This is a genomic window from Microbulbifer mixtoriginis (SeqCode) (assembly GCF_052466715.1).
Map to the genome: position 1 here is coordinate 422450 of NZ_CP174288.1, position 26734 is coordinate 449183.

Annotated in this window: 18 protein-coding genes; 12 read left to right on the forward strand and 6 right to left on the reverse strand. The window is 48.1% G+C overall.

The annotated features are described in order from the left end of the window. Positions 1-410 precede the first annotated feature (410 nt). The gene (locus ACJJH9_RS02055; RefSeq protein ID WP_252083373.1) at positions 411-2012 is read right to left on the reverse strand and encodes an AbgT family transporter; all 1602 of its coding nucleotides are present in this window, start codon (positions 2010-2012) and stop codon (positions 411-413) included. Between the two features lie 362 nt (positions 2013-2374). On the opposite strand from ACJJH9_RS02055, the gene ACJJH9_RS02060 reads away from it, so the two are divergent. Together ACJJH9_RS02060 and ACJJH9_RS02065 are read left to right on the forward strand one after the other, a co-directional pair. Then, the gene (locus ACJJH9_RS02060; protein WP_252083372.1) at positions 2375-3076 is read left to right on the forward strand and encodes a glutamine amidotransferase-related protein; all 702 of its coding nucleotides are present in this window, start codon (positions 2375-2377) and stop codon (positions 3074-3076) included. A gap of 536 nt (positions 3077-3612) precedes the next feature. After that, the gene (locus ACJJH9_RS02065; RefSeq protein WP_444924132.1) at positions 3613-6600 is read left to right on the forward strand and encodes a TonB-dependent receptor; all 2988 of its coding nucleotides are present in this window, start codon (positions 3613-3615) and stop codon (positions 6598-6600) included. A gap of 93 nt (positions 6601-6693) precedes the next feature. On the opposite strand, the gene ACJJH9_RS02070 is transcribed toward ACJJH9_RS02065, so the two are convergent. Then, on the reverse strand, positions 6694-7014 hold the full coding sequence (locus ACJJH9_RS02070) for a hypothetical protein (RefSeq protein ID WP_444899784.1): 321 nt from the start codon (positions 7012-7014) through the stop codon (positions 6694-6696). Positions 7015-8141: 1127 nt separating this feature from the next. On the opposite strand from ACJJH9_RS02070, the gene ACJJH9_RS02075 reads away from it, so the two are divergent. From ACJJH9_RS02075 to ACJJH9_RS02085, 3 genes are read left to right on the forward strand one after another with little or no spacing between them, the layout of a single operon-like run. Next, positions 8142-9329, forward strand: a complete 1188-nt coding sequence (locus ACJJH9_RS02075) for an HlyD family secretion protein (RefSeq protein WP_444924133.1) — start codon at positions 8142-8144, stop codon at positions 9327-9329. After that, positions 9329-12073: an ATP-binding cassette domain-containing protein gene (locus tag ACJJH9_RS02080; protein WP_444924134.1), complete on the forward strand. Its 2745-nt coding sequence runs from the start codon at positions 9329-9331 to the stop codon at positions 12071-12073. The genes ACJJH9_RS02075 and ACJJH9_RS02080 overlap by 1 nt, the downstream gene beginning before the upstream one ends. Beyond that, on the forward strand, positions 12063-14201 hold the full coding sequence (locus ACJJH9_RS02085) for an ATP-binding cassette domain-containing protein (protein ID WP_444924135.1): 2139 nt from the start codon (positions 12063-12065) through the stop codon (positions 14199-14201). Before ACJJH9_RS02080 ends, ACJJH9_RS02085 begins: the two co-directional genes overlap by 11 nt. Before the next feature lie 798 nt (positions 14202-14999). Here the strand turns inward: ACJJH9_RS02085 and ettA are convergent. Further along, on the reverse strand, positions 15000-16664 hold the full coding sequence (ettA, locus tag ACJJH9_RS02090) for an energy-dependent translational throttle protein EttA (protein ID WP_444924136.1): 1665 nt from the start codon (positions 16662-16664) through the stop codon (positions 15000-15002). A 181-nt stretch (positions 16665-16845) separates the two neighbouring features. On the opposite strand from ettA, the gene ACJJH9_RS02095 reads away from it, so the two are divergent. The 5 genes from ACJJH9_RS02095 to fnr (ACJJH9_RS02115) all read left to right on the forward strand — a co-directional run bounded on the left by ACJJH9_RS02095 (position 16846) and on the right by fnr (ACJJH9_RS02115) (position 22304). Then, positions 16846-17952, forward strand: a complete 1107-nt coding sequence (locus tag ACJJH9_RS02095; RefSeq protein WP_444924137.1) for an enoyl-CoA hydratase/isomerase family protein — start codon at positions 16846-16848, stop codon at positions 17950-17952. A 57-nt stretch (positions 17953-18009) separates the two neighbouring features. Further along, positions 18010-18918, forward strand: a complete 909-nt coding sequence (gene mmsB / locus ACJJH9_RS02100) for a 3-hydroxyisobutyrate dehydrogenase (protein WP_444924138.1) — start codon at positions 18010-18012, stop codon at positions 18916-18918. Positions 18919-19300: 382 nt separating this feature from the next. Continuing rightward, positions 19301-19999: an OmpW/AlkL family protein gene (locus tag ACJJH9_RS02105; RefSeq protein ID WP_444882803.1), complete on the forward strand. Its 699-nt coding sequence runs from the start codon at positions 19301-19303 to the stop codon at positions 19997-19999. 123 nt (positions 20000-20122) lie between these two features. Continuing rightward, positions 20123-21505, forward strand: coding sequence for an oxygen-independent coproporphyrinogen III oxidase (gene hemN / locus ACJJH9_RS02110; RefSeq protein WP_444924139.1), 1383 nt, complete (start codon positions 20123-20125; stop codon positions 21503-21505). A 70-nt stretch (positions 21506-21575) separates the two neighbouring features. Then, positions 21576-22304, forward strand: a complete 729-nt coding sequence (gene fnr / locus ACJJH9_RS02115) for a fumarate/nitrate reduction transcriptional regulator Fnr (protein ID WP_444887226.1) — start codon at positions 21576-21578, stop codon at positions 22302-22304. Between the two features lie 110 nt (positions 22305-22414). On the opposite strand, the gene ACJJH9_RS02120 is transcribed toward fnr (ACJJH9_RS02115), so the two are convergent. Next, positions 22415-23419 carry an adenosine deaminase gene (locus ACJJH9_RS02120; RefSeq protein ID WP_444924140.1) on the reverse strand — a complete coding sequence of 335 codons (1005 nt, stop codon included), beginning with the start codon at positions 23417-23419 and terminating at the stop codon, positions 22415-22417. 254 nt (positions 23420-23673) lie between these two features. Here ACJJH9_RS02120 and ACJJH9_RS02125 point away from each other — a divergent pair, with 254 nt between their 5' ends. Both ACJJH9_RS02125 and fnr (ACJJH9_RS02130) read left to right on the forward strand, forming a co-directional pair. Continuing rightward, positions 23674-24543 carry an SDR family oxidoreductase gene (locus tag ACJJH9_RS02125; protein WP_444924141.1) on the forward strand — a complete coding sequence of 290 codons (870 nt, stop codon included), beginning with the start codon at positions 23674-23676 and terminating at the stop codon, positions 24541-24543. Positions 24544-24796: 253 nt separating this feature from the next. Next, positions 24797-25528, forward strand: coding sequence for a fumarate/nitrate reduction transcriptional regulator Fnr (fnr, locus tag ACJJH9_RS02130; RefSeq protein WP_444924142.1), 732 nt, complete (start codon positions 24797-24799; stop codon positions 25526-25528). A 97-nt stretch (positions 25529-25625) separates the two neighbouring features. On the opposite strand, the gene ACJJH9_RS02135 is transcribed toward fnr (ACJJH9_RS02130), so the two are convergent. Beyond that, positions 25626-26066 (reverse strand): SpoIIAA family protein, encoded by a 441-nt coding sequence (locus tag ACJJH9_RS02135; RefSeq protein ID WP_444882796.1) that lies wholly within the window; start codon positions 26064-26066, stop codon positions 25626-25628. Between the two features lie 40 nt (positions 26067-26106). After that, entirely contained in the window at positions 26107-26682 is a 576-nt protein-coding gene (locus tag ACJJH9_RS02140; RefSeq protein WP_444882795.1) for a hemerythrin domain-containing protein, read from the reverse strand. Positions 26683-26734 lie beyond the last annotated feature (52 nt).

Here is a 26734-nt window from a genome sequence, read left to right on the forward strand (position 1 = left end):
TCTATGCTGGCGATAATCCGCGTATCGATCTCCGCAAAACGTTATTACTGCGTAATGTTACTCGTTTTATTTAGGTGTTTTAAAGGCCAAAGATAACTTGGGGGTACTTCCCGGAAGTGGCCGCATGGGAAATAAATCTTTTTATTGTTGTTTTTTAGGTATTTTATCCCTAAATTTTTAATTTAAGTATTTTTTGTTTTATGACGACTGCGTCACTGGGAATATAAATTTTTTAGTCTGGACGGAGAAAAAATTTAATATTGGCTCAATGGTACCAATTATATCAGGGGTCGTGGAGGATTAGATGAGACGCTCGAGATCTTTCAATTACAGAATTGAGCTTAAATGTGCATATTTCTTTCACAATTGAAAAGGCCCGCTAAAAAGCGGGCCTTTTCAATAAGTGGGTTTTAGCCACCATAATAAGTTGCTGCACCGGGACCAACAGGGAGGCCCAGGGCAAATACCCAGATATAGAACAATGCAGTCCAGCCAACAAAGAAGAAGATGGAGTAGGGGATCATTGTGGCGATCAGTGTTCCCATACCCAGATCTTTTTTATAGCGGGCGGCGAAGGTGATGATCAGACCGAAGTAGCTCATCATCGGGGTAATGACATTGGTAACCGAGTCGCCAATTCGATAAGCAGCCTGTATCACCTCAGGCGCATAGCCCAGCAGCATCAACATCGGCACAAAGATTGGAGCGGTAACGGCCCACTGTGCTGAGGCACTACCCAGCATCAGATTCACAAATCCGCACATCATGATAAAGAACAGGAATAGCAGCGGGCCTGTCAGGCCGATGCTCTGCAGGGCATCGGCGCCTAGTACGGCGAAGATAGTCCCCAGGTTGGTCACCTTGAAGAAGGCGACGAACTGCGCGGCGAAAAATACCAGCACGATATACATACCCATGCTGTTCATACTTTTGGCCATGGCATCAATGACATCACGGTCATTCTTCATGGTGCCCACCACCTTGCCATAGACAAAGCCGGGGATAGCGAAGAACACCAGGATAAGAGACACAATACCTTTCAGGAACGGCGAGCCGGCTACCAGGCCAGTTTCCGGGTTACGCAACACTCCCCACTCAGGCACAACCGTCAGGGCAAATACCGCGGAGACAGCCAGAACCGCAAGGCCAGCGTACTTAAGGCCGCGTTTTTCATCGTCGGTAAGCGTACCAAGTTTGTCCTGACTGAGATCAACGGAGGCCTCATTGGGATCGTACTTACCCAGCTTGGGTTCAACGATGGCCATTGTGACCCAGCTGCCAACAATGGTGATCAGGAAGGTACTGACGATCATAAAGAACCAGTTCACTTCCGGGCCAACGCTATAAGTTGGGTCAATCATATGGGCTGCAGATTCGGTGATTCCCGATAGGAGTGGGTCCACCGTGCCCAGTAGCAGGTTAGCACTGTAGCCTCCAGATACGCCGGCAAAGGCTGCCGCTAAACCGGCGAGTGGGTGGCGGCCAAGAGAGTGGAAGATCATGGCGGCGAGAGGAATAAGTACCACATAGCCGAGTTCAGAGGCTGTGTTGGAGATGATGCCGGCGAATACCACGATCACGGTGACTGTGCGCTTGGAGGCTTGCAGCACCAAGCCGCGAACGGCGGCACTCAACAACCCGGAGTGCTCGGCGATACCTACTCCAAGAAGGGCTACGAGAACGGTACCCAGTGGCGCGAAGCCAGTAAAGTTATTCACTAGACCGGTGACGATCATCCGGAGGCCGTCGCCACTTAATAGGTTGAAGACCTCAATTACCCCATCGGGATCGCGTCCCGCAGCACCCACCGGGCGTGGGTCTGCCACAGAAAGGCCAAAATAGGAGGCTATGCCGCTTAGAATCACCACACCCACAGCAAAGAGCGCAAAGAGCGTAATGGGATGGGGGAGCAGGTTGCCGAGCCATTCCACCACATCCAGGAAGCGGGTAAAGGCCGTTTTGCGTCCGGGCGGGCTATCCTGCTGGTCGCTGGGGGAGGTCGTTGTGGTCATTGTGTGTCCTCAATTTAGTTGGCGAGTAGCCCTAATTGCCTCTGGGATACCCGTTAGCCCAATAATTGGCTGAAAAATGTGCTAAGTGCGCGATCATACACAAAAGTCCTTTAGGTAAGAATGCCCGCACCGGAATGTTCTTGGTTAGCGGGTCGGCAAAGTCGGAAAGTAAAAAGCCCTACGTGGAAGAGGGCTATATTGGCAGGCGGCGGGAAATGAAAAGCGCCTATGCGTAGCGAATAGAAGCTTGCGAGCTGGTATTTAACGTTTTAGATGACTTGTTCAAGTGACAGACTAGCCGCCTTTGCATTCCTGAATATGCCATAATCCGAAAACTCAGCAGTCAACCCAGCGGTGAAATAATGAAGATTGGAGTTTTAAAAACCGACGATGTGCGCAAGGAGCTGGTGGGCGAATACGGTGAATATCCGGAGATGTTCGCAGATCTATTGCGCAGCCAGGACCCCACATTGGAGTTCTCCACCTATGAAGTGCAGCACGGCCAGTACCCGGCCCAGGTCGATGAGGTGGATGCCTACCTGATTACCGGCAGTAAAACCGGTGTCTATGATGACAAGGAATGGATTCCTCCACTGATGGACTTTGTGCGCAAGCTGCATGACCAAAAAAAACCAACTATTGGAATCTGCTTTGGTCATCAGCTGATTGCTCAGGCACTGGGTGGAAGGGCTCGCAAATCTGATAAAGGTTGGGGTTTGGGAGTGCATTCCTATGAAATGCAGGAAACCCCCTCCTGGATGTCGGAGCCTACGAATAGCTTCAACCTGTTGGTTACTCACCAGGACCAAGTAGATACCCTTCCTCCCGGCGGTCGAGTGCTGGCTTCCAGCGAGTTCTGCCCAATGGCGATGCTCCAAGTTGATGATCACATGCTCACCTTCCAGGCCCACCCGGAGTTTACCAAACCTTATTCCAATAGCTTGATGGAGTTACGTCGAGAAGCTTTTGGTACTGATGTGGTGGAAAAGGGCCAGGCCTCCCTGCAAAACGATATTCACGAGAATATGGTTGCAAAATGGATGCTGGAGTTTTTGCGCAAGTAGCTTTATCCAAGGGGTAGATAATACTGCCCCTTGAATTCGTCATCTAGTTTTCAATATTCTTCCTTCTTCCTTCTTCCTTCTTCCTTCTTCCTTCTTCCTTCTTATTCCTAAATTGACAAAATGAATTGATGATCATCTTTCTGATGATTTAATAAAATCTTCTCGTTTATTAATCTAGATCTGAAGCTGGCTATCGCCGCTTTCCTTTCTGTTTTTATTTTTCTCTCTTAATGATTTTGAAGTCTTGTTTATGTGTTTATTTGCGTCGCATTTTAATGCTTCCTAAATATTTTATTGATTTTTTTATTGGGATAGATAAAGGATCGATTTTTTGGCGTTAATAATATTTTTCATTTTGAATAAGTTTTTATTCCTGTTGTGTTAATTCTTTGAAGAGGAATAATATGGCGGTTTTAGGTGATTGGATCACTACTTTATTTGAGTTGATAATGAGGTCGCTGGGGGACGATCATCGGTTTAAGTAAAGCTTGTAAATAATAAATTATAAATTTATCGATAATCAAAAGGATGGCTTTATGAAGAACTTCAAGCGGGTGCTGTTGGCTGCATCTATTAGCTTGCCGGTTATTGGGGGGCAAGCGTTGGCAGCAGGCAACGTGAATGGGTCTATTGATGGGACAGTTATTAGTAGCAGTGGTAACGACCTGAGTGGCGCTACAATTATCATAGAAAATGATAAAAATGGCTTTAGAAGGACTATGTCCACGGGTGAGAACAGTGACTTCCGGGTGAATTTGCCCACAGGCATCTATAAGGTGACTGTTCAGAAAGATGGCTACCAGCCCGCGGTGGTTGAAGCCGTTGCCGTTTCAATAGGTAGCTCCACCAAGTTGGATATACCGTTGATATCGGGAGATCTGGAGGAGGTGGTTGTAGTGGGGGAGGCGGTTCCCCAGATCCGCACTGGCACGGCAGAATCTGCACTGAATATTGGTTTGTCAGATATAGAGATGTTACCAGTTGCTCGTAATATTGAATCGGTTGCTTTATTGGCTCCTGGTACTGTTTTAGGTGATTCTGGGTTTGGTGAGGATAAGGATCTGATATCGTTCGGGGGGGCATCCGTAGGAGAAAACGCTTATTACATTGATGGTCTCAATGTCACTAATTTCCGTAACGGGTTGGGTGGATCATCGGTACCTTTTGAATTTTATGATCAGTTCCAAATAAAAACCGGGGGATATAGCGCTGAATTTGGTCGCTCTCTGGGAGGAGTGTTCAATGCTGTTACCAAGAAAGGCTCCAACGAATTTGAATATGGTGTTGTTGCCTATTATGAGCCGGCAGCCTTGCGTTCAGAAGCACCGGACTCTCTCTCTGCAGATGGGACTCTCTATGACTTAAATTCGGAAAATGAGGAGTCCAAGTACACAACAGATTATTATGTTAGTGGCCCTATCATTCCGGATAAATTATTTTTCTATGCACTTTACGAACAGCAGGAAACGGTTGAAGAATTCACCACAAGAGGAAGTCCAAGCAGATACAACGATAGAAGTATTGATGATGATTTCTGGGGAGTCAATTTAACCTGGAATGTAACTGATAATCATATCCTCTCTTATATGCAGTTTTCAGACAAACGCACCAGGGAAAATGATCAATTCAATTACGACTATTTTAATAGAGATAAAAAAGAGTATACGGGCACTAAGTGGGATAAGCGTGGCGGAGATAACTGGCTGGTTCGTTATGATGGTCAGATAACAGATAATTTCAGTGTTTCTATGCTCCATGGCCAGAATGAATACTCACTCACTACAATTAGTACAACAGATTTGGAGTGCCCTTACGTAAGGGACTTTAGTGCTGGAGCCTTACCTGGGAATACGGATGAAAGACCGGGGTGTCAAGCTAGTTCTAGGGTTCAAACTGGGGGTGATGAAAGAGTAGCTGATCGCATTGACTTTGAATGGGTGATTGATGATCACACGATACGCTTTGGCTACGATCAGGAAACTAACTCATCCTCCTCCAAAGAAACCTATTCGGGTACAGGATTAAGAGCTGGTGGGGGTGTTTACTATAGATACTATACGTACTTGCCGGATGTAGAGCTTCCAAATGGTGGGATAGTGCCACCTACTAACGGCGCTGAGACTCCAGTGCATATAGTCTCTTATCGGGTTGGCGATGTAGAAGGGGACTTTGAGGTTGAATCAAAAGCTTTTTATATCGAAGATACCTGGGATATTACGGATACACTTACTTTAAGTGCAGGAATTCGTAATGAAACTTTCTCCAACCTTAATGGAGAGGGCGATACTTTTATTGAAATTGATGATCAGTGGGCGCCACGGTTAAGCTTCTCTTGGGATCCCGGTGGTGATGGCGAGTCCAGAGTATATGGCAATTGGGGCCGTTACTTTATGCCTATCGCTTCCAATACCAATGTGCGCTTATCTGGCGGTGAATTGGGATTTGAAAGGTATTTCATTTTTGATGGCGAATACGATCCGAAGACATACGCTCCTACAAATGTAGGTGCCGATGGTGTTCCTACATCTGAAGAAGTTGGCTCTGCAAGGGTAACTTCAGATGGTAATGTGCCGGATAGTGCTCAGCTCTCGGATAAAGACCTCAAGCCTATGTATCAGGATGAGTTTATTCTTGGTTATGAGAGGCTTTTTGCTGATGACTGGACATTGGGAATTAAAGCTACCTATCGTGATTTAAAATCACATATTGATGATGTGAGTATTGACCATGCGGTAGATGCTTTGGGATATGAGCACACTGGTGATGGTCATGGTTATGTGCTTGCAAACCCGGGAAGTGATATCACAATACCTTACGATCGTTATGGAACGGGCGAGTTGGAAATGACAACATTTTCGGCTGAACTGCTTAACTATCCTGAGGCCAAAAGGACTTATAAGGAGTTAGAATTTTCCGCGAAGCGCGCCTTTGATGGTATTTGGGGTTTAAGTGCGAGTTACACCTGGTCTCAGAGTAAGGGGAATAGTGAGGGGTACGTTAAGTCGGACAACGCCCAGGATGATGCTGGGATTACCCAAGATTTTGATTTCCCCGAGTTGATGGATGGAGCCAACGGATATTTGCCAAATGATCGTACTCATAAAATAAAAATTTATGGGAACTATCAGGTGATGGAGAATCTTTTGTTGGGGGCTAATTTCCTTTTGCAATCAGGACGTCCAATTAACTCCTTTGGTGCTGGTCATCCCAATGGAACCCCGGCTTATGGAGATACTTATTATGTGACTGACTCAAATGGAAATCTTATTAAGACAAGTCGAGGCAGTAGAGGGCGAACTAGTTGGGTCAATCAGATAGATTTATCCCTTGTCTATAGTACTCGCATTGGTTTGGCTGATGTGGAGCTTAGAGCTGAGGTCTTTAACCTGCTTGATGCGGATGCTGAAACAGAGGTTTATGAGTTTGCTGAGTCAAGTCCCGGTGTGTTAGATCCAAGCTGGGGGGTAAATCAAGAATATCAAGCCCCTCGGTATTTTCGCTTTGGGGCAAGTGCTAGGTTCTAGCTAAAACTTATTGTAAGTTGATATTTTTTGCTGGAGGTCTTCTATAAAAAGAAGGCCTCCTTTATCGAGAGTGTTCATATTTACTCTCAAGGCCTAGTTTATGCTGGATAAAAAATCATCATCCACCATTTGAATTCTAACTCCGATAGGTTCGTCAATCTGAAATATACTTCTAGCCGTATTGTCAAGCTCAATGGCCATGCTTTGTATCACCTCATGAGTGCGATGAGGTGTTCTATTACAGAGAATTTCGATATAACAACCGGCCGGCTCAACCTGCTTGGATTCGATCACGACAACTGGAATCTTTTCTCCCTCTGTTTCCAGGCGCTTGGTCACTATCTCATTAAAGATATTGGCTGCAGAGTCAGGAATTATCTTCGAGACTTCTACAAATATTTTACAGCTGGACATATGCGGGATTCCTAGTATCTCTATTGAAGAGGCTCTCGCTTCTTCGTGCAGCTAATATACAGTTAGTGTAGCTGTTAAAAAATAAGCTGCTAATTTTACAAATCTATTAGGGTATCACTGGCAATATCAGGGTCATTAATGGGGGCGCTGTGCACTGTTGTTGTATATTTAATTTTCTAGTTATTTTGGTTTTTGCCCAGTGTCTGCTTGAATGAAAAAGAGGTGTGTAGAGTTTTACTGTACGCGATGTAAGTGCAGTCTAACCCTGATCCAACAAGCTTCGATATATTTACAGAGTCTAGATAAGTTCTAACTGGATAGGGCAAGGTGGCTCTCTACCTAAGCTATATCATTCGGATTTGTTATATCAAAACTAGAGGCTGAGGTAGGCATAAAACATTGGCTTCCCCGAACTAATAGGCTATTAGCGAATCTCTGGGCCCTGTTTTCATGGCAGCTATTCATACAAGCAATGGCTCACCTGAGCGATAGCAACATTGTGGTAAATCAAGTGCTGAATACGGTCTCTTAATTTATCAGCTAAAGCGGAGGCTGTGATCCCGCCAAGGCCGTGCCCCACTACCGGTATTTCTTGTAAATCCTCTCATGCTATCAGGTTGACTATATCGTCAAAGAAAGTACTGATACCCACCTTAGTGGAAAGGAGGTGTTGGCACTCACCTAGGCCTGTTTGGGTTAGACTAAAGACCCAGCGCGAGCCTTTGATTGACTTTAGATCAGTACCAACCACTATGAAACAGACCGTGTATCAGTACTAGGCTTTTTGTAATTGGCTGTAATTTTATCGTCTATCTACTCGGTATAGAGCGTAGAAGTCCTCAGATGGCCCCAGAGGTATTGCTTGATGTCCTAATTTCACATTTCAAATATCTAAAGAGGGGTGAGTTATCAGCCCTTGCCTTTTTCGATATTTCCAGGCCTGCTTGAGCTGTTATCACAGGTTTGATCGGGATGTGAAACTTCTCCAGTAAGTAAAATTTCTTCGAATTTGACTATCAGATAATAGAGAATTAGATTTGGCGCCGCGGCTCACAGATCACACTGGTTTCGCATAAATACAATGAATATCTTACTCGCCTTAACTGGTACAAACAGGGTGAATCGTATTGCCAGCACCGTTTATTCAAACTTCCCGCGCGATCAACTCCGACTCAATCTACTCTCTAGCGCTGATAAGCACATTAGGGGTATTTCTATTGCTGGGCTGGGGGATATGGTTTTTTTTTAAAGAAATCTCGGTTTATAGCGTTAGTGACCAGGCGAGACTTGAACAAGAGCAGAATACCGTACATGTCAGCACCCAGAGTACAGGAAGAGTAGTTGCTATTACTGCCTCGCTAGGAGATACCTTGAGAGAAGGAGACTTGCTAATAGAGCTGGATACCAGGGCATTTGATTTGGATCTAGATGGTGATCTTCGAGTATCTCAGAGCCTCTCGGATCAATTACTGGGAATAGAGCGAGAGGAGCGTTTACGGGATAAAAAATTTACTGAAGACGACAAGGCTTTAAGTGATCAGCTGAAGCTGCTCCAAGAGCAACACAAGCTTCAGATGAACAACCAGCAGATTCAGGCAGATGTGGCGGAGCGCTATGAACTCTTGCTGAAGAAACAGCAAAGCTCTGAAATTGATTACCTTGCAGCTAAACGTACCTATCAGCAAATGGCCATGGCCACCATCGCATCGGAAGCGGCAATAAGAGCAACCCATGATCGCCGGGAGCAATTGGCTAGCGAGTACCAGTTATCCATGAGTGAATTGGAACAGCGTCGAGCAGATCTACAAAGACAGCTGGCGGAGGTGGATACTCGCATTCAGCAGAGCACCTTGGCGGTAGATGAACAGCGTCTGCGTGCGCCTATCTCCGGTAAGCTTGCTTCACTGGCGGATATTCAGGAAGGGGAGGTATTAGTCGCAGGGCAACAGATTGCCACACTACAGGCTGAGGGTAATATCACCGTACAGGCGTTTTTCTCTCCTGCCCTTGCTTTGGGACATATTCGTTCAGGGCAGAGTGCGCGAGTAAAATTAGATGGATTTTCCTGGGCGCGTTATGGTCAGTTACAGGCCCGTGTAGAGCGGGTCGCTAGTGCTGTGCAAAAAGGAAAGATTCTCGTTGAGTTATCTCTCCGTGGAGAGATTCCCCCACAGTTGCCGCTATTGCATGACCTACCAGCAAGGGTAGAGATTGCCACTGGAGTAAAGACACCATATCAGTTGCTATTGCAAAGTGCTGGCGACTTCTTATCAGGCCAAGCAGAAAGTAGCGTAAATTCGTTGGAGACCCTGTAGTGAAGGGACAAGTTCGCTGGTTGGTTCCCGAAGTTGTGCAAACTTCCAATATGGATTGTGGCCCTGCATCCCTTAAGAGCTTGCTTGAAGGCTTTGGTGTAAATGTACACTACGGCCACCTGCGTGATGCCTGTCAAACTGATGTAGACGGCACTTCTATTAATACCCTAGAGAAAATTGCGGTTGAGCTGGGGTTGGATGCGGCACAGATGGTCGTGCCCAAAGATCACTTGCTGTTAGGTTCAGCTGGCTACTTGCCGGGGCTGGTGGTGGTGCGCTTGCCCAATGGTAATACTCACTTTGTTGTGGCTTGGCGTAATCACCGGGGAATTATACAGGTTATGGACCCAGCCTCGGGAAGACGTTGGCCCAGTGCGCGACACTTTCTCGATGAGTTGCATATCCACACTATGCGTGTTCCGCCGCAAGGGTGGAGAAGTTGGGCTGGAGGAAAAGATTTTATCGATCCCCTGCAAGAGCGTATGGAGCAGCTGAGAATTTCTAAATCCATCAGCGAAGTAATGTGTGAGCAAGCCTTGAAGAAAGGGGATTGGCTCTCACTGGCTTTTCTCGATGCCAGTGTAAGAATGTTGGCAGCGCTCGTTGGCTCTGGTGCGGTGCGACGAGGGGCAGAAACAAGTGCATTGTTGCAAAGGTTGATAAGTGACTTTTCAGAAGACACGATTAACGCTTATCAACTAGTGCCACAGAGCTATTGGTGTGTACGCCCTTCCAGTTCTCCCTGCACTGAAGAAGTTGACACAGTTGAGCTTGAACCAGAGCTGTTGGAGTTTAGCGGCGCCGTAATAGTCAGCGTAAAGGGAGTACGAGAGAGGAAAGAAATCAAACCTAAATCGGAGGCTCTAAGCAAAGCTTTACAAGTACAGTCAATAAGTCCACTCCGTCAGTTATGGGAGTTTTTGCGAGAGGATGGTTTGCTTGCCCCGAGTATCGTGATGCTAGCGATGTTTGCTGCGGTGCTTGGTGTGATGGTTGAGGCACTGCTATTTCGAGGTTTGATCGATATCCACTCAGAACTAGCTACGGAGATGCAGCGAATCGGCGCTGTCATTTTATTACTGGGATTTATGTTAACACTCATACTTGTGCAGTGGCCGATGACCAAGCTGAAGCTAATTATTGGTAAGCACGTGGAAAATCGTTTTCGCATGCGCTTTCTTTCCGCCTTGCCGAAAATACCAGACCATTTCTTTCAAAGCCGCCCAACCTCAGATACCGCAGAGAGAGCTCATCGTATAGCAGCTCTGAGAGAGTTGCCTTTACTGGGGGGAGGGATACTGTTCAAAGGGTTGTCACTGCTCGCAACAGCTATTGGTATCGTTTGGATAGCGCCCACTATCGCGCCTTTGGTGTTATTAATGACGGGGTTACAGGTAGTTATCCCTCTGCTATTTCAGCCAGTGCTTAGTGATCATAATATGCGTGTCCAGACCCATACTGGCGCTCTGGCTAGATTTTATATGGATGCCTTGCTGGGAATAATACCAATTCGTACACACGGTGCAGGAGAGTCTGTTCGCCGTGAACATGAAAGTTTGCTCACCGAGTGGATTAAAGCAGGCTATTCCTCTTTGCGTTTCCAGCTTAATAGCCAAGCGGTGCAGCTGATTGTGAATGGGGTTATCACTTGTGTGCTGGTGATTTACTGTGTTCAGATCCTGGGGGCAAGTCCCTACTTACTTCTGCTTATTTATTGGGTATTGGCACTGCCGCCACTGGGGGAAGATATCGCACAGTTAATGCGGAGCTACCCTCGTCATAGGAATACCTTGTTGAGAGCTTTAGAGCCCCTGCAAGCGGTTACAGTCGGCGCTAGTGAAGAGCCTTTTAATGATAAAGCGGTTCAACTTTTAAAAGCGCCTGTATCATTTTGTTTTGATAATGTCAGTGTAAAAGCCAGTGGTAGAAGTATTCTTAAGAATATTAATCTGAATGTTGCCTCCGGGGAGCATGTCGCCATTGTTGGTTCATCTGGTGCTGGCAAGTCGAGCTTGGCCGGTTTATTGTTGGGTTGGCATAACCCTGAGAGTGGAATCCTATTGCTAAATGGCGAGAAGTTACAGGGTGAATTACTGTGTCGTTTTCGTCTAAGTTGTGCTTGGGTCGACCCTGCAATACAACTTTGGAATAGCAGTTTGCTGGATAACCTACACTACGGTAATGACTCCTCTTCCTCCTTGTTCCCAACACTGCAACAGGCTGATCTATTAAACCTAGTTGCCTCTTTGCCTGATGGTTTACAGAGCACCTTGGGGGAAAGTGGTGCGCTTGTCAGCGGAGGGGAGGGGCAGCGCGTGCGATTAGGTCGTGCCCTAGGCCGAGAGTCTCCAGCTTGTGTCATTTTAGATGAGCCGTTTCGCGGGCTAGACCGCGGGCAACGCCAGCGCTTACTTGCTCGTGTGAGGCGAGTATGGAAAGACACCACCTTAATTTGTATCACTCATGATATTTCAGAAACCAAAGATTTTCCTCGCGTATTGGTGGTAGAAGATGGGCAAATTATTGAGGATGACGCACCCACAAATCTGGAAGCGCAAACTGAATCTCGTTATGCCCAACTTCTCACAGCGGAAAAGAGACTCTGGCAAGAGTGTTGGCAAAGTACCGACTGGCGTCATCTGCGTATGGAACATGGGCGAATTACTGAGCTTCAATCTGCAATAAAAAAACGGGCTCAAGATAGAGATACTGTGCAGTCTCAAGAGGTGCATAGTGAAACCTGAAGCTTCCATAAGCAAGCTGCGCCATTACTGTTGGCCTGCAGTCCAGTTAGATGGTGCAGTGAAAGCCCTGGCTCTTCATAGCGGGCTTGAGCCTGCAGTTCCTGACCCAGAAAGCAATACCCAAGTGTATGGGGATACAGATGCTCGTCTACAGTTACAGGCAGAAGCTTTCGATTTAAATATTGAGCGAGTTAACTGCAAATATGGGGAGTTGGAGCAGATGCTGGTCCGGGCCGCACCAGCCATATTGCGTTTGCGCTTTGCGGAGGAGGAATATTTCATCGCTTTGTGTGGCGGTAATCGTCGTTTTTTATATCTTCTTTCGCCATCACAACAAGTCGTAAAGCTGCGCCCAAGTCAAGTGTTGAGAGCACTAACAAGCGCACAAGAAATACCTCAGCGTCAACGTATTGCACGCCTACTGGACAGTGCTGAAATAGTTGGGCGACGACGTGAAAAAGCCACCGAGGCATTATTGCGAGAAAATCTAGTAGGGCTAGAAATCGATGACTGCTGGTTGTTGCGTCAGCCTTCCCACCGCTCTTTTTGGCAGCAGCTGCGCCAGCATCGCCAGCATTTACGCTTTCTAAGTATGATCACCTGCCACACGCTACAAATACTCTTGTTTATATCCAGCTGGTGGTTGATAGGCCGTGCTGTTCTTGATGGCCATGTAGATAGTGGCTGGTTGGTTGCATGGGTATTATTACTGATAACACAGATCCCCCTTTCACTCTTAACTGCTCGGTTACAAGGCTCCATATCGCTAGAAACAGGTGCCTTGTTGAAGCAGCGCTTACTCGCCAGCGCTTTGCGAATAGATCCAGGCAAGGTGCGCCATATGGGGTCGGGACAGATACTTGGGCGTGTTTATGATGCAGAAAATATTGAAGCCAGTGCGCTACAGGCGAGCTTTATGCTACTACTCGGTGGCGTAGAGCTGGTATTGGCTTTCATGGTGCTACAGCTAAGTCTTGGAACTCCAATATCGTTGGGGATTTTGACCATATTTTTACTTATAGCCATCGCTCTAGGGCGTGCTCAGTATTTGGCTCGTCAATACTGGACCAGTCAACGTTTGAGTATGACCCACCGTCTAATTGAAAAAATGCTTGGCCACCGGACCCGATTGGCACAGCAGAAACCTTCGGATTGGCACCGAGGAGAAGATCAGGAACTGGAAGAGTATTTGCGAAGCTCTACGGCAATGGATGGCAACATGACTCGCCTCGTCGCATTTTTGCCACGTATCTGGTTGCTATTGGGTATAACTGGCTTGGTGCCTGTTTTTGTCAATAGCAATACTGAGAGTGGGCAAATTGCTGCGGCTTTGGGGGGGGTGCTGCTTGGATATCGCGCAGTACTAAAAGGCATGACAGGGTTTTCCAGTGGACTCAGCGCTCTGGTAACTTGGGAAAAAGTACGTGAACTCTTTTCCTTGGAGGCTGCTTTAAAGCGGGGAGCTACTTCTATCTCAGAGGCCAAAAAAGTTCATTCAGACATACAAGGGTCCAAGCAGCCATTGTGCTATATCCGTGACTTAAGTTTTAATTACCCTAATCAAGACAAGATGGTCTTAAAAAACTGTAAGCTGAGTATTTATCCTGGTGATCGAGTAATTTTACAGGGGGCTTCTGGTTCGGGTAAATCTACTTTTGCAAATGTGATTGCCGGTATCCAAAAGCAAAGAGAGGGTATATTACTTATTAATGGGTACGATAGAACCAGTATTGGTGCTGAGTATTGGCGCAGGCTGGTTGCATCAGTACCACAATTTCATGAAAACCATGTACTTGGCGATTCTTTCTTATTTAATTTATTAATGGGTGATGAATGGCCACCAAAGGCGGAGAGTGTTCGTAGAGCCTATAAAATTTGTGATGAATTAGGTTTGACCCCATTGATTAAAAAAATGCCTGCAGGGATGTTACAGACGGTGGGAGAAATGGGGTGGAGATTATCTCATGGTGAGATGAGCCGCTTGTTTATTGCACGGGCACTTTTGCAGAATTCTGAGTTGTTGGTACTGGATGAGAGTTTTGCAGCTTTGGATCCAGATAATTTAAGACGATCGTTTCGTTGTGTGCAAAATTATTCGAATAGCTTAATTGTGATCGCTCACCCATAATTTTTGGTTAATTGTGGTGTGATTGAAGAAGGCGGGTTAAGCTATGACTATCTAGCATGTGTATATCTGCTAGATAACTTTTTAGAATTAATGATAAAAGGAGCAGGCGTATGTATACTGAAAGCGATATTCAGGTAGGTCCTATAGGTGGTATCGATCCTCCCGAAGAGATTTCTTTCTTCGCTGTATAATTTGCAGTGTGGCCAGAGATAGATAATTTCTCTTCTTTGTTAATTGGAGGAGTTTTTTCTCTGGCCTTATCTTATACGCTATAATATATAGTTTGTAGTTTTTCAGCGGTGATTTTTCGATTGAGATTTGCATGAAATGCAAATCTCAATATTATTTTTCACTACTGGTTCGCCTGATTTCTATACTGTCATTGTGATGACGCTTGACTGCCTTATCTTCTTGGGCAATAAAGGTTTCAATATCTCCATCTCATGGATCTTTTTTGTCAGTCCATAAGAAAATAAAACGTCTGCGAAAAATATTTATTTCGGTGTGGTTACTTACGATTGATTGGTGATTTTCAAGTACGTAGCTGATGTTGAGCTTTCGCAATTACTTGATGGATTTAGCATCCGTTTGATCGATGCTTTTATTAAGTCCATAGTTTACAAGTACATTTGCATAGTCACTTAGCAGAGGCTCTTTCTGTGAGCTTTAGTATCTTCCCTGTATTACTTGAGTTCAGCGTCTTTATCAGTCTTTAGGGGACACTTATCAATATTAACGCGACTATGATTTAGTTTTCTTAGATTATAAAAAAACCCGCATTACGCGGGCTTTATTAGTTTAGGTCTTCAACTTCTTATAATGCATCCGATGCGGTGTAGCATCTTCGCCTTTACGCTGCACAAAGTCCTCGTGGTACTCAGTGTAGTTACCTTCAAAGAAGACCGCTTCACTCTCACCCTCATAGGCGAGGATATGGGTGGCAACGCGGTCCAGGAACCAGCGATCGTGCGAGATTACCAGGGCGCAGCCGGGGAAGTTGAGCAGGGCTTCTTCCAGGGCGCGCAGGGTTTCGATATCCAGATCGTTGGAGGGTTCGTCCAACAGCAGCACGTTGGCGCCCTGCTTGAGGGTGTAGGCCAGGTGCAGGCGTCCGCGTTCACCGCCGGAGAGTTCGCCTACGCGCTTCTGCTGGTCACTGCCCTTGAAGTTAAAGCGGCCAACATAGTTGCGTGAGCCCACTTCGTAGTTGTTGATCTTGAGCATATCGCGGCCGTCTGAGATGGCTTCCCATACGGTCTTGCTGTCATCCAGATTCTCACGGCCCTGCTCAACGTAGGCGACCTTAACGGTTTCACCGGTCTTGATCTCGCCGGAGTCCGGCTGCTCGGTGCCGCTGATCATACGGAACAGGGTGGACTTACCGGCACCGTTACCGCCGACGATACCCACAATTGCGCCCTTGGGCACGCGGAAAGACAGGTTGTCGATCAGCAGGCGCTCGCCGAAGCCTTTGCTCACACCTTTAAACTCAATCACATTGTCGCCGAGACGCTCGCCGGGCGGAATGTAGATTTCGTTGGTCTCGTTGCGGGCCTGGAAGTCCTGGGACTGCATTTCTTCCAGGCGGGACAAACGGGCTTTGTTCTTGGACTGGCGGCCCTTGGGATTTTGGCGGGCCCACTCGAGTTCCTTTTGCATGGCTTTGGCGCGGGCCTGTTCGCCGCGCTGCTCTTGCTCCAGGCGCTTTTCTTTCTGTTCCAGCCAAGTGGTGTAGTTGCCTTCCCAGGGGATGCCGTGGCCGCGGTCCAGTTCCAAAATCCAGCCGGCAACATTGTCGAGGAAGTAGCGATCGTGGGTGATGGCTACCACAGTGCCGGTGAAATCGTGCAGGAAGCGCTCCAGCCAGAATACGGATTCCGCATCCAGGTGGTTGGTGGGTTCGTCGAGAAGCAGCATATCCGGGCGGGACAGCAGCAGGCGGCACAGGGCCACACGGCGTTTTTCACCGCCGGACAGGTTGTTGACGTCCGCATCCCAGGGCGGCAGGCGCAGGGCGTCTGCGGCGACTTCCAGGCGGTGCTCCAGGTTGTGGGCGTCCCAGGCCTGGATAATGTCTTCGAACTGTTGCTGTTTCTTGGCCAAGGCATCGAAGTCCGCGTCGGGCTCGGCATAATCGGCGTAGACCTGTTCCAGGCCGGCGAGGGCGTCAATGGCTTCGCGTACACCATCCTCTACGTTGCCGCGCACGGTCTTACTGGCATCGAGTTGCGGTTCCTGGGGCAGGTAGCCGACCTTGATGCCGGGCATTGCGCGGGCTTCGCCGTTAAAGTCCTGATCGACCCCAGCCATAATGCGCAGCAGGGTGGATTTACCTGCGCCGTTGAGACCGAGTACGCCGATTTTGGCGCCGGGGAAGAAGGAAAGGGAAATGTCCTTCAGAATTTCGCGTTTGGGGGGCACTACTTTGCCCACCCGGTTCATAGTGTATACGTATTCAGCCATTTGGGGTTCCGTAACTGGGTGTTGCAATCGCTCAGATTTTGCGCGCAACTTATCAGTTTGCGTAAAAAGTGCAACCGCGCCGCAGAGCATGTCGCCGTTGTACTCGCGTGTGGCTGACGTTGAATCTGATCTGTGCTTAACTGCGACGCTAATTAGTACAAGAGCAATAAGACAGATAGCAATGGATCAGGACTCCCCGGTGTTGTTCTCCCGGCGCGGTGCATTGGCGATCGCGACCCTCAACCTGCCCAAGGCACTTAATGCGCTCAACCTGCAGATGATTGATCTGCTTTCAGCGCAACTAGGTCAATGGGCGCATGACGATGACGTGGCCGCTGTGTGGATAGAAGGCAGTGGAGATAAAGCCCTCTGTGCTGGGGGCGATGTAGTGGCGCTGTATGAGCAATCGGCCGCCTACGGTGAGACGCCGGAATATAGTTACACGACTGAATTCTTCTCTCGTGAATATCGTCTCGATTATCAAATACACACTTATCCGAAGCCGATTGTGGTCTGGGGTGGCGGTATTGTGATGGGCGGTGGTATCGGCATTATGGCAGGTGCCAGCCACCGTATTGTGACTGAAACCACACGTATGGCGATGCCGGAAATCACTATCGGCTTATTTCCCGATGTGGGTGGAAGCTGGTTCCTGAACCGTATGCCGGGTCGCCTGGGGCTTTTCCTGGGGCTGACAGGGGCCCAGTTTAATGGGGCCGATGCCCTGTTTGCCGGTATGGCCGACCGTATTATTGCCCAGGATCAGCGCGAGCCCGTGTTGGCGGCGCTGGCGGCGCTGGATTATTCGGCCAGTTGTGCGTTTAACCACCGCCTTGTAAGCGATTGCCTTAAAAGTTGCGAACTCTCCCCATTGCAGCGGCCGGAATCACAGCTGCGTGAACACTACGATCAGATCCAGCAGCTTACCGACTTTGCCAGCCTGCCTGAGGTTTGCGCGGCAATCAGCGCCTATCAAGGAGTGGATAAATGGCTGCAGCGCGCCGCCACTACTCTGGCCGGTGGTTCGCCATTGACCCCCTGGGTGGTGTGGGAGCAGTTGCGACGTACGCGCCAGTTGTCTCTGGCCGATGTGTTTAGGATGGAGCTGATTCTCGCGGTAAACCTCTGTGCCAGTGGTCATTTCAAGGAGGGGGTGCGGGCTCTATTGATTGACAAGGATCGCACGCCAAAGTGGCGGCCCCTTAGCCTGGAGGAAATTAGTCCACAACAGCTGGAGAGCTGTTTTACTGCTCCCTGGAGCAGGGCGCATCCGCTTGCGGATTTATAAAGCGACCCGGGCCGCTTTACGCACGGGATACCAACAACAAAATATGGAGTGGCTTTTATGGAAAAAATAGCCTTTTTTGGTCTGGGGAATATGGGCGGCCCTATGGCGGCCAATCTGGTGAAAGCCGGTTTTAGTGTGGCGGCTTTCGATCTCAATCCCACGGCTCTGGCGCAGGCGCAAGAAGATGGCTGTAGGCCCTGCGACTCCGCAATGCAGGCGGCTGAGGGTGCTTCCATTGTGGTCTCGATGTTGCCCAGTGGTGCGGCGGTGAAAGGGCTTTATCTGGGAGAAGAGGGGCTGCTGAACCGCCTGGCTGAGAATACTCTGATTATCGATTGCTCAACCATCTCTGCGGAAGATGCCCGCCTGGTGAATGAGGCCGCATCTGAGCGGGGCCTACTCGCCATTGACGCGCCAGTTTCAGGGGGTACCGCGGCAGCTCAGGCTGGCAGCTTGTGCTTTATGTGTGGAGGTGAAGAAGGGGCAGTAGATGCTGCGCGGGCGCCGTTACAAGCGATGGGCGCCAAGATTTTTCACGCCGGCTCGGCTGGGGCAGGGCAGGTGGCAAAAATTTGTAACAACCTGCTTCTGGCGATCCATATGACCGGTACCGCCGAAGCCCTGCAGTTGGGGGTCGACAAAGGCTTGGATCCAAAGGTCCTGAGCGAGATCATGATGCAGAGCTCCGGCAACAATTGGTCTCTGGCCAATTACAACCCCTACCCAGGTGCGATGGAGAATGTACCTGCGGCAAATGGTTACTCTGGTGGTTTCACTGTGGCACTAATGCTGAAAGACCTGGGGCTCGCCATGGATGCTGCAGCTACCAGTGCCTCTTCCACGCCTATGGGGGCTCTGGCAAAAAACCTTTATCAGCTACATGGAGCCAGTGACGAAAACCAGAAGTTGGATTTCTCCAGTATCCAGAATATGTTCCGCCGCCCGGCAGGTGGTCTGACCTGGTAGATTTCTAGCTTCCGCGGGCTCCCTCCTCAGTTGATTGTTTCTGGCCAGTACCGGAGAGGGAGCTTTGCTTCAGTGTCGCCTAACGTTAAAAATTTGGACCAGTTCGCAAAATTGGCAATAGGTACCAATTACTAGCCCCCTAGCCGTTCCTTCATTACCCCCCTATCGCTATCTTCGCTGCCCCGCTCGGAAGGCCATCTGATGATTGGCCAGACAAGCGTTATGGGCAATACGCTGCTTTTAATTCCGCGAAATTCTACAGCTTGATTTGGATCAAGCTCACGATTGCGGCCAGCGGTTAACCTGCCTGCGACTTGTGATTGTGCCTGGAGGGGGCCTTCCAAAGTCGGGAAAAATGCTAAATCGCTATATGGAGAAGTTAATGAATCGTATAACTGCTTGTGCGACAGCCGCCCTGACCGCCGTACTTTCTGCACCGGTACTGGCCTACGAAGAGGGCAGCTTTATTTTGCGCGGTGGTATGGCCACAGTAGCGCCCGACACCAGTTCCAGCGCACTGTCTGCGAATGGGAGCAAGATTGGTAATACTGGGGTTGATGTGGACAACGGCTCTGCCCTGGGCTTGACCGGTGTGTATATGTTCCGCGATCACTGGGGCGTGGAGCTGGTTGCAGCAACGCCTTTTAGTCACGATATCGAAGTTGTTGGCGAAGGCCTTGGCAACTTTGATCTGGGTGAAACCAAGCATCTGCCACCCACTTTGTTAGTGCAGTGGTACCCAATGGATACTCAATCCACAATCCAGCCCTATGTAGGACTGGGGGTGAACTACACCGCTTTCTTTGATGAGGAAGTTAGCAGCACCGGTAATGCCACCCTTAAAGGCATTGGCGCAACTGGAGATTCAAAACTCTCCTTGGATAATTCCTTCGGTCTGGCGGCTGAAGCGGGTATCGACTTCGCCTTCGGCGCAGATCAGCGCTGGTTGTTTAATATGTCCGTGTTCTGGATGGATATTGATACCGACGCCACCGTAAAGGTACCAGGTGTGGGTAATGTCACCGCTAAAGTAGATATCGATCCGCTGGTTTATATGGCGGGTCTCGGCTACCGCTTCTAAGGTGGCAGCACTCTAGTTTGGGGTGTGGCAGTCGTTGCGCTTTTCCCCGTGGGAGCTCGGCGACTGCCTTTTAGTTTGTGCGGGAGGCTGTCGCAAACAATTGATTGAGGTTGTAGAAATATGATGCAAGAGACTAAAAGCACTATAGGTGGCCTATCAGAACAACTGTTATCCCGATACAGTGGCCCCTGCCCGCGCTACACCTCTTATCCAACAGCCGATAGATTTAAACCTCTGGATGGCAGCATCAAACCTTGGGATGCGCTAAAAAATATTCGCAGCTTATCCCTGTATGTGCATATCCCCTTTTGCCGTTCTCTCTGTTATTTCTGTGCTTGCAACAAGGTAATTACTTCCCAATACGGTCTCGCCTCCAGCTACCTGGATAATCTTTTGCAGGAAGCTCGCTGGTATCGGGACAAGGTGGCCCAGGTACCGGTCACCCAGTTGCACTTGGGAGGTGGTACACCCACATTCCTCAGCGATGGAGATATGCGCCGTTTGATGGAAGGGCTGGGTGAGATTTTTGATTTACGCCCAGGCGATGGAGTGGAGTACAGCATTGAAGCCGATCCACGCACCTTGGAGCTGGAGACCTTGGATACCCTAAGAGAGCTCGGATTTAATCGCTTGAGCCTGGGCGTGCAGGATTTTGATATCGAGGTGCAGAGATCCATCAACCGAATTTGCAGTGCCGACCAGGTGACTGAATTAACGGTTGCGGCGCGTGAGCGGGGATTCGAATCTATCTCCTATGATCTGATTTATGGTTTGCCCAAACAAAACCTCAGCAGTTTGCACAGCACCCTGGATAAGGTGCTAGATTTACAGCCGGATCGTATTGCCCTCTATCACTATGCGCATTTACCCCATCGTTTTAAAGCTCAGCGTCTTATCGATACGGAACTTATTCCCTCCGCCTCAGAAAAAGTAGCAATGCAGCTGGCTGCGGTAGAGCACTTGGGCCAGGCCGGTTATGAATTCCTGGGTATGGACCATTTTGCCCGGCCGGGAGATGAGCTGGCCAAGGCCGCTCATGCGGGGATGTTACAGAGGAATTTCCAAGGCTACACATTAATGCCCGCCGATGCGTTAGTTGGACTGGGGGCTTCCGCAATCAGCTACAGCCGTAATGGTTTCTGGCAGAACCTGCACCGTCTGAAAGAATATACCCAGGCCGTCGCTGAGCGGGGTAATGCTTCGTGTCGCGGCTGGTTAATGAGTGATGAAGATAAGTTGCGTCAGTGGGTTATTACTGAACTGATGTGCCGGTTAAGCCTGGATAAAACTGAGGCTGAGCGTCGCACTGGCGTACCTTTTAATCAATACTTTTTCCAGGAACTCAAAAGGCTGGAACCCATGTTTGAGGATGGTCTTATTTATCAGGATGAAAAAAAGATCACCGTCACGGAGCAGGGGCGCTGGTTTGTACGCAATGTTGCCTCGGCTTTTGATATTTACTTACACAGTCAGCTAACTGATGCGCAATATTCTCGTGTTCTTTAATGTTCTACAGGAGACGATTGTCTTCACAGCGGGTACAATAGCCGAAAATTAGTTTACCGACTGGTTTAGTATGATGGATTCCTCAGTAGCGGTTAGTTGCAGCAACTGCTCGGTTAGACGTTTATGCCTGCCTGCGGGGTTATCTCAAGCAGATATCGATCGACTAGAGCAGGTTACGCGCCGTAAGAAAATTGTAAAAGCCGGTGAGACCTTGTATCGCTCCGGTGATCCTTTTGCAAACCTTTACGCTATTCGTTCAGGCAGTTTTAAAACTGTGGTTATCGCAGCGGATGGCGATACGCAGGTCACTCACTTTGCCCTGCCAGGTGAGCTGTTGGGGCTGGATGCCTATAGTAGCCGCGTACACCCCAGTTACGCTGAGGCGCTGGAAGACAGTAGTGTCTGCCTGTTGCCCTTTACCCAGCTGGAATTACTGGCTAATCAGGTCACCGCGTTGCAGCAACAGATTTATAGTATTTTTTCTGAGGAGCTGCGTCAGGAAAATGATATTTTAATGCTGCTGGGCAAGCGATCGGCTGATACCCGCTTAGCGGCTTTGCTGATTAATATTTCCAGCCGCTATGCTCGCCGCGGTTATTCGCACAGTGAATTTGTGTTGTCTATGCCGCGCACAGATATTGCCAACTATCTTGGATTAACTGCAGAAACCGTAAGTCGATTATTTTCACGTTTTCAAAAAGAAAAGCTGATTAAGGTAAGTGGTCGGGCGGTGGAAATACTGGATATGATCAGTCTCAGTGAACTGGCCGGAACCCATTACGGTTACGATGAAGACTGATTAAGCACTCTATCAGAGTTTGATAGGCTTAGTTGATTAAAAGGGCCCAGGCTAAATAATTAGCAGGCCCTATAAAATTTTTCAAATTTTTTACGTTAGAGTTGCCTTAATTAAATAGCGGCGATGACCTCGGCCCATTTTCGTTGTTGTTCTTGCGAAATATAGCTGGCCTTAAAGCTGTTGATAGCCAGCTGTTTTGCCTGTTTTTGGGTCATGCCAAGACTTTCACTCAGTGCTTGGTAATTGCGGTTTACGTAACCGCCGAAATAGGCGGGATCATCGGCATTTACCGTGACACAGAGCCCGCGCTCCAATAACTGTAATATGGGATGCTGGCTCATATCGTCGTAAACACACAGTGCGGTGTTGGATAGAGGGCATACAGTGAGGGGAATTCCCTGATCGATAAGTCGCTCAATCAGAGCCTCGTCTTCCACACAGCGCACGCCGTGATCTATGCGGCTTACATCGAGTAAATCCAGGGCCTCTTTAATATATTCAGCTGGCCCTTCCTCCCCCGCATGAGCGACCCTCTCCAGGCCTAATTCTTTAGCCATGGCAAAGACTTGCTGGAATTTGCTGGGGGGGTGTCCCAGTTCTGAGGAGTCCAGGCCAACACCCTTAATAAATTCCAGGTAAGGTTTGGCGGATTCCAGAGTAGTGATGGCCTCTTCCTCACTCAGGTGGCGCAGGAAGCAGAGAATCAGGTGGCTACTAATTCCCCACTCAGATTCGGCATCTTTTAGAGCGCTGTGGATGCCCCGAATAACCACACCGATATCAATACCCCTTTCTGTATGGGTTTGGGGGTCGAAGAAAATTTCAGTGTGCACAACATTATCTTCACGACAGCGCTGCAAGTAGGCCATGGTTAGATCGTAAAAGTCCTGTTCATGGATAAGGACCGAGGCTCCCTGGTAGTAAATATCCAGGAAGGACTGCAGGTTGTGAAACTTATAGGCAGCCTTAATTTCCTCAACACTGGAAAAGGGGATTTCAATTTTATTGCGCCGGCTAAGCTCGAACATTAGTTCTGGCTCCAGCGAGCCTTCAATGTGCAAATGCAGCTCTGCCTTGGGGAGAGTCTTAATAAAATCCAGATCGGCGATGCTCATAGTAATAACTGTATTGGAGATAAGTGTGGGAGCTGTTGCCCGGGCCGGAGGCATCGATTCAACAGCCGGAAAAATTGGCGGTAATGGTAACAGCTTCTTCCTTATGGCTGAAAAGCCATTCACTAACCTGCCAGCCCGGGCATGGCTGGTGAAGCCGCAAGACTATAATAATGTAAACTAGGCGGTTTACTTTGTGGGTTAAAGGTGTAACATACACCAGGCAGTGTACTTTTTCTGAGTGTTGGAGTGGGTCTATGGGCAAAGTAGTACTGATTACGGGAACATCGACAGGTTTGGGACAGAGTTTGGCCACCAAAATGGCGAAGCGGGGGTATGTTGTCTACGCCACCATGAGGGATTTGGACAAAGCGGGCCCACTGCTGAAAGATGCCGGGCTTGGGCACAAGCTCAACGTTTTAGCGCTAGACGTGCAGGATGCAGGAAGTATTCAACATGCTGTGAATACCATTATTGAGGAGCAGGGGCGTATCGATATTTTGGTTCACAATGCCGGTGCCGGCTTTGTGAAAACCACCGAAATGGCCTCAGAAGCAGAGACACAGTGGGTTATGGATGTGAACTTCCACGGGGTAGTGCGTTGCACCAAGGCAGTACTCCCCCATATGCGAAAGGAACGCAGCGGTCGGATTATCAACATTTCCTCTGTGGGTGGGTTAGTGGGGCAGCCGTTTAATGAACTTTATTGTGCTGCCAAGTTTGCTGTAGAGGGGTACACAGAGGCTATGGCTAGCTATATCCAGCCCAGCTTTAACATTCAGTTCACTGCGGTTGAACCTGGTGGCATTTACTCTGAATTTGCCAACAGTGTTTTATCTCAACTGCAAGTGGATGGTGGTGTGCCAGAAGGGGATTACCAGGGCTTATTCGCACAATATCTGAGAGGTATCCAGAGGCGCACACCAGAACAAACGGCCTGTCTTTACCAGAGTGCCGGGCATGTGGCGCAGGTAGTTTTAGATGTTGTTGAAAGTGAAGATCCACCGGTTCGGGTCCGTACTTCTCCTTGGGCCAATGAATTTTGTGCTTATAAAACGGATGCAGATCCAAGTGGTAAAGCTCAGCAGAAAATGGTGATAGATACCCTGTTATCTGCCAATCAATGATTTACCGAAAAGTTCATTGATTTCGCAGGCCTTTGTTTATTTAGATAAGCCCAGAAGTACCCGCTAGTCATTATTTTTATGTAGAAGAGTAATGTCTGAAATTGTGTAAACGTAGCATATATTGGTCCGTTGTTTTAGAAAGATGGTTGGCCTCGATACTAATTTTTTAATATTTAGTGTTTTATTTCTGGGTGGCGACGCTTTTCAATAATGCCGTTACAATTTTCCTATATTGTCAAACGGCGATTTGGGTATGGCTGATTCACCAGTGCCAGTAAGTTGCAGTAATTGCTCTGTCAGGCGTCTCTGTTTGCCTGCGGGCCTGTCTCTGGCAGAGATTGATCGCCTCGAGCAGGTTACTGGAAAAAAGAAGGTCATTAAGGCCGGAGAATCTCTCTACCGGGCTGGCGATTCATTTCAAAATCTCTACGCGATTCGCTCTGGCAATTTTAAAAATGTAGTAATTGCCGCAGATGGTGATACCCAGATAACACATTTTGCCCTGCCGGGAGAATTACTTGGCCTCGATGCTTATAGTACCCGTGTCCACTCTAGCTATGCCGAGGCGTTAGAAGACAGCAGTGTCTGTCTCCTGCCTTTTGCTCAACTGGAAGTACTGGCGCAACAGGTTCCGGCCCTGCAGCAACAGATTTACAGCATTTTTTCCGAAGAGTTGCGCAAGGAGAATGAAATTTTAATGCTGCTTGGCAAGCGTTCTGCAGATACTCGCCTTGCCGCATTGCTTATGAATATTTCCAGTCGCTATGCCTGTCGCGGTTATTCCCCCAATGAATTTATCCTTTCAATGTCGCGTACAGATATTGCCAATTACCTAGGATTAACTGCAGAAACGGTGAGTCGTCTGTTTACTCGCTTTCAAAAGCAGGGGGTTATCCAAGTAAATGGCAGGGTAGTGCAGATTCAAAATTTACTGGGGCTTAGTGAAATAGCGGGAACCCACTGTGGTTATGAGGGCGAGGTTTAGAAGTCTTTGAAGTGCCGAAAATTTTCTGGAAAGGATAAGGGTTTGAGCATTAAAAAATAAAAAAGGGGGCGAAAACGCCCCCGGAATCCACTACTTATCAGGAGTGTGTGGAGAAAGCTAATTCCTTTTCTGCACCTTTTTTCTCTACTTCTTCCGGTGCTTGTGACAGCCAGTCCATGGCCTCGTGCTGCTTCTCAAAGTAACGCACTTCGCCACTTACAAACCATCCTCCAACTTTGGTGGCCAGCTGTTGCCAGCCTTCATCCCCAAGTACAGCAATGCGGCAGAATTCATTGCCATGTTTAAGGGTTAGCTTGAATTCATCCCAAATCGCGTGCAGACCCCAGCCCTCAAAATCCCGCAAGTCAATCAGCATTTGTACCTGTGGTTTTTTAACGCCCTCAAGAGCATACTCTAGCAAAGGCGTTATATATTCGTAGTCCTCATGGGTCAACTGCCCAACAGCTTTGATATACAGGAAGAAATCATCATCAATTCTCTCCATGCCAATGGAGATTCCGTGACGCTTGATTTTCATGTCTCCTCCTTTTTATAGTTTGTGGAATGACCCGGTCATCTTAAGCAAATACTTGTGAGGGTGTTTCTGGTTGAGTCAGATATTCGCGTAAAGATTCATATACATTTCTGGTATTTTTATCGAAAAAAGGATCTTTTAACTGCTTGACCTGTCTGTATATTTGTTTCCAGTCTTCTACCTGTAAATATTGCTCTATTTGAGGAAAAATCGCAGAATTTTCCAGCTCAATATGATTCCGCTGTAACTGCAAATAGCTATTACTAGCTCCTTGTAACACTCTCCTCTCAACCATGGCGTCATTGGCTACGGCATAGAAAAGTGCACACATATGCTTGGTGGTTGCAGCAATTTTTTCGTGCTGCATCTGCGCTTCATAAATAGCACTTCGGTCATGCACAGGTTTGGTCAACAAGCGAGCAAGAATCAAGTCTTCTACCGGATGATGATATTTATCTGGGTAAACAGAAAAATAATCCAGTGCGTCAAGAATCAGAGAGAGGGTGTTAGGGTCTCGCTCATGAGTTCCAAAAAGGTCCTGTAGCAAGCGCTCAAAGGCATTGAGCATTTGCTGCATATTTTTATGGTCTAAACAGAGTTGTCGGTAGATGTTGTTCATCCCAGACCTCCGCGATCAGTTTCGAAGCGTATTGTTGCCAGCAGACTCAAGA

Coding starts and splice junctions, on each gene's coding strand:
- hemN (WP_444924139.1), top strand. CDS start 20,123: ATGCAAGAGACTAAAAGCACTATAGGTGGCCTATCAGAACAACTGTTA.
- fnr (WP_444887226.1), top strand. CDS start 21,576: ATGATGGATTCCTCAGTAGCGGTTAGTTGCAGCAACTGCTCGGTTAGA.
- ACJJH9_RS02105 (WP_444882803.1), top strand. CDS start 19,301: ATGAATCGTATAACTGCTTGTGCGACAGCCGCCCTGACCGCCGTACTT.
- mmsB (WP_444924138.1), top strand. CDS start 18,010: ATGGAAAAAATAGCCTTTTTTGGTCTGGGGAATATGGGCGGCCCTATG.
- ACJJH9_RS02135 (WP_444882796.1), bottom strand. CDS start 26,066: ATGAAAATCAAGCGTCACGGAATCTCCATTGGCATGGAGAGAATTGAT.
- ACJJH9_RS02070 (WP_444899784.1), bottom strand. CDS start 7,014: ATGTCCAGCTGTAAAATATTTGTAGAAGTCTCGAAGATAATTCCTGAC.
- ettA (WP_444924136.1), bottom strand. CDS start 16,664: ATGGCTGAATACGTATACACTATGAACCGGGTGGGCAAAGTAGTGCCC.
- ACJJH9_RS02140 (WP_444882795.1), bottom strand. CDS start 26,682: ATGAACAACATCTACCGACAACTCTGTTTAGACCATAAAAATATGCAG.
- ACJJH9_RS02095 (WP_444924137.1), top strand. CDS start 16,846: ATGGATCAGGACTCCCCGGTGTTGTTCTCCCGGCGCGGTGCATTGGCG.
- ACJJH9_RS02125 (WP_444924141.1), top strand. CDS start 23,674: ATGGGCAAAGTAGTACTGATTACGGGAACATCGACAGGTTTGGGACAG.
- ACJJH9_RS02065 (WP_444924132.1), top strand. CDS start 3,613: ATGAAGAACTTCAAGCGGGTGCTGTTGGCTGCATCTATTAGCTTGCCG.
- ACJJH9_RS02120 (WP_444924140.1), bottom strand. CDS start 23,419: ATGAGCATCGCCGATCTGGATTTTATTAAGACTCTCCCCAAGGCAGAG.
- fnr (WP_444924142.1), top strand. CDS start 24,797: ATGGCTGATTCACCAGTGCCAGTAAGTTGCAGTAATTGCTCTGTCAGG.
- ACJJH9_RS02060 (WP_252083372.1), top strand. CDS start 2,375: ATGAAGATTGGAGTTTTAAAAACCGACGATGTGCGCAAGGAGCTGGTG.
- ACJJH9_RS02055 (WP_252083373.1), bottom strand. CDS start 2,012: ATGACCACAACGACCTCCCCCAGCGACCAGCAGGATAGCCCGCCCGGA.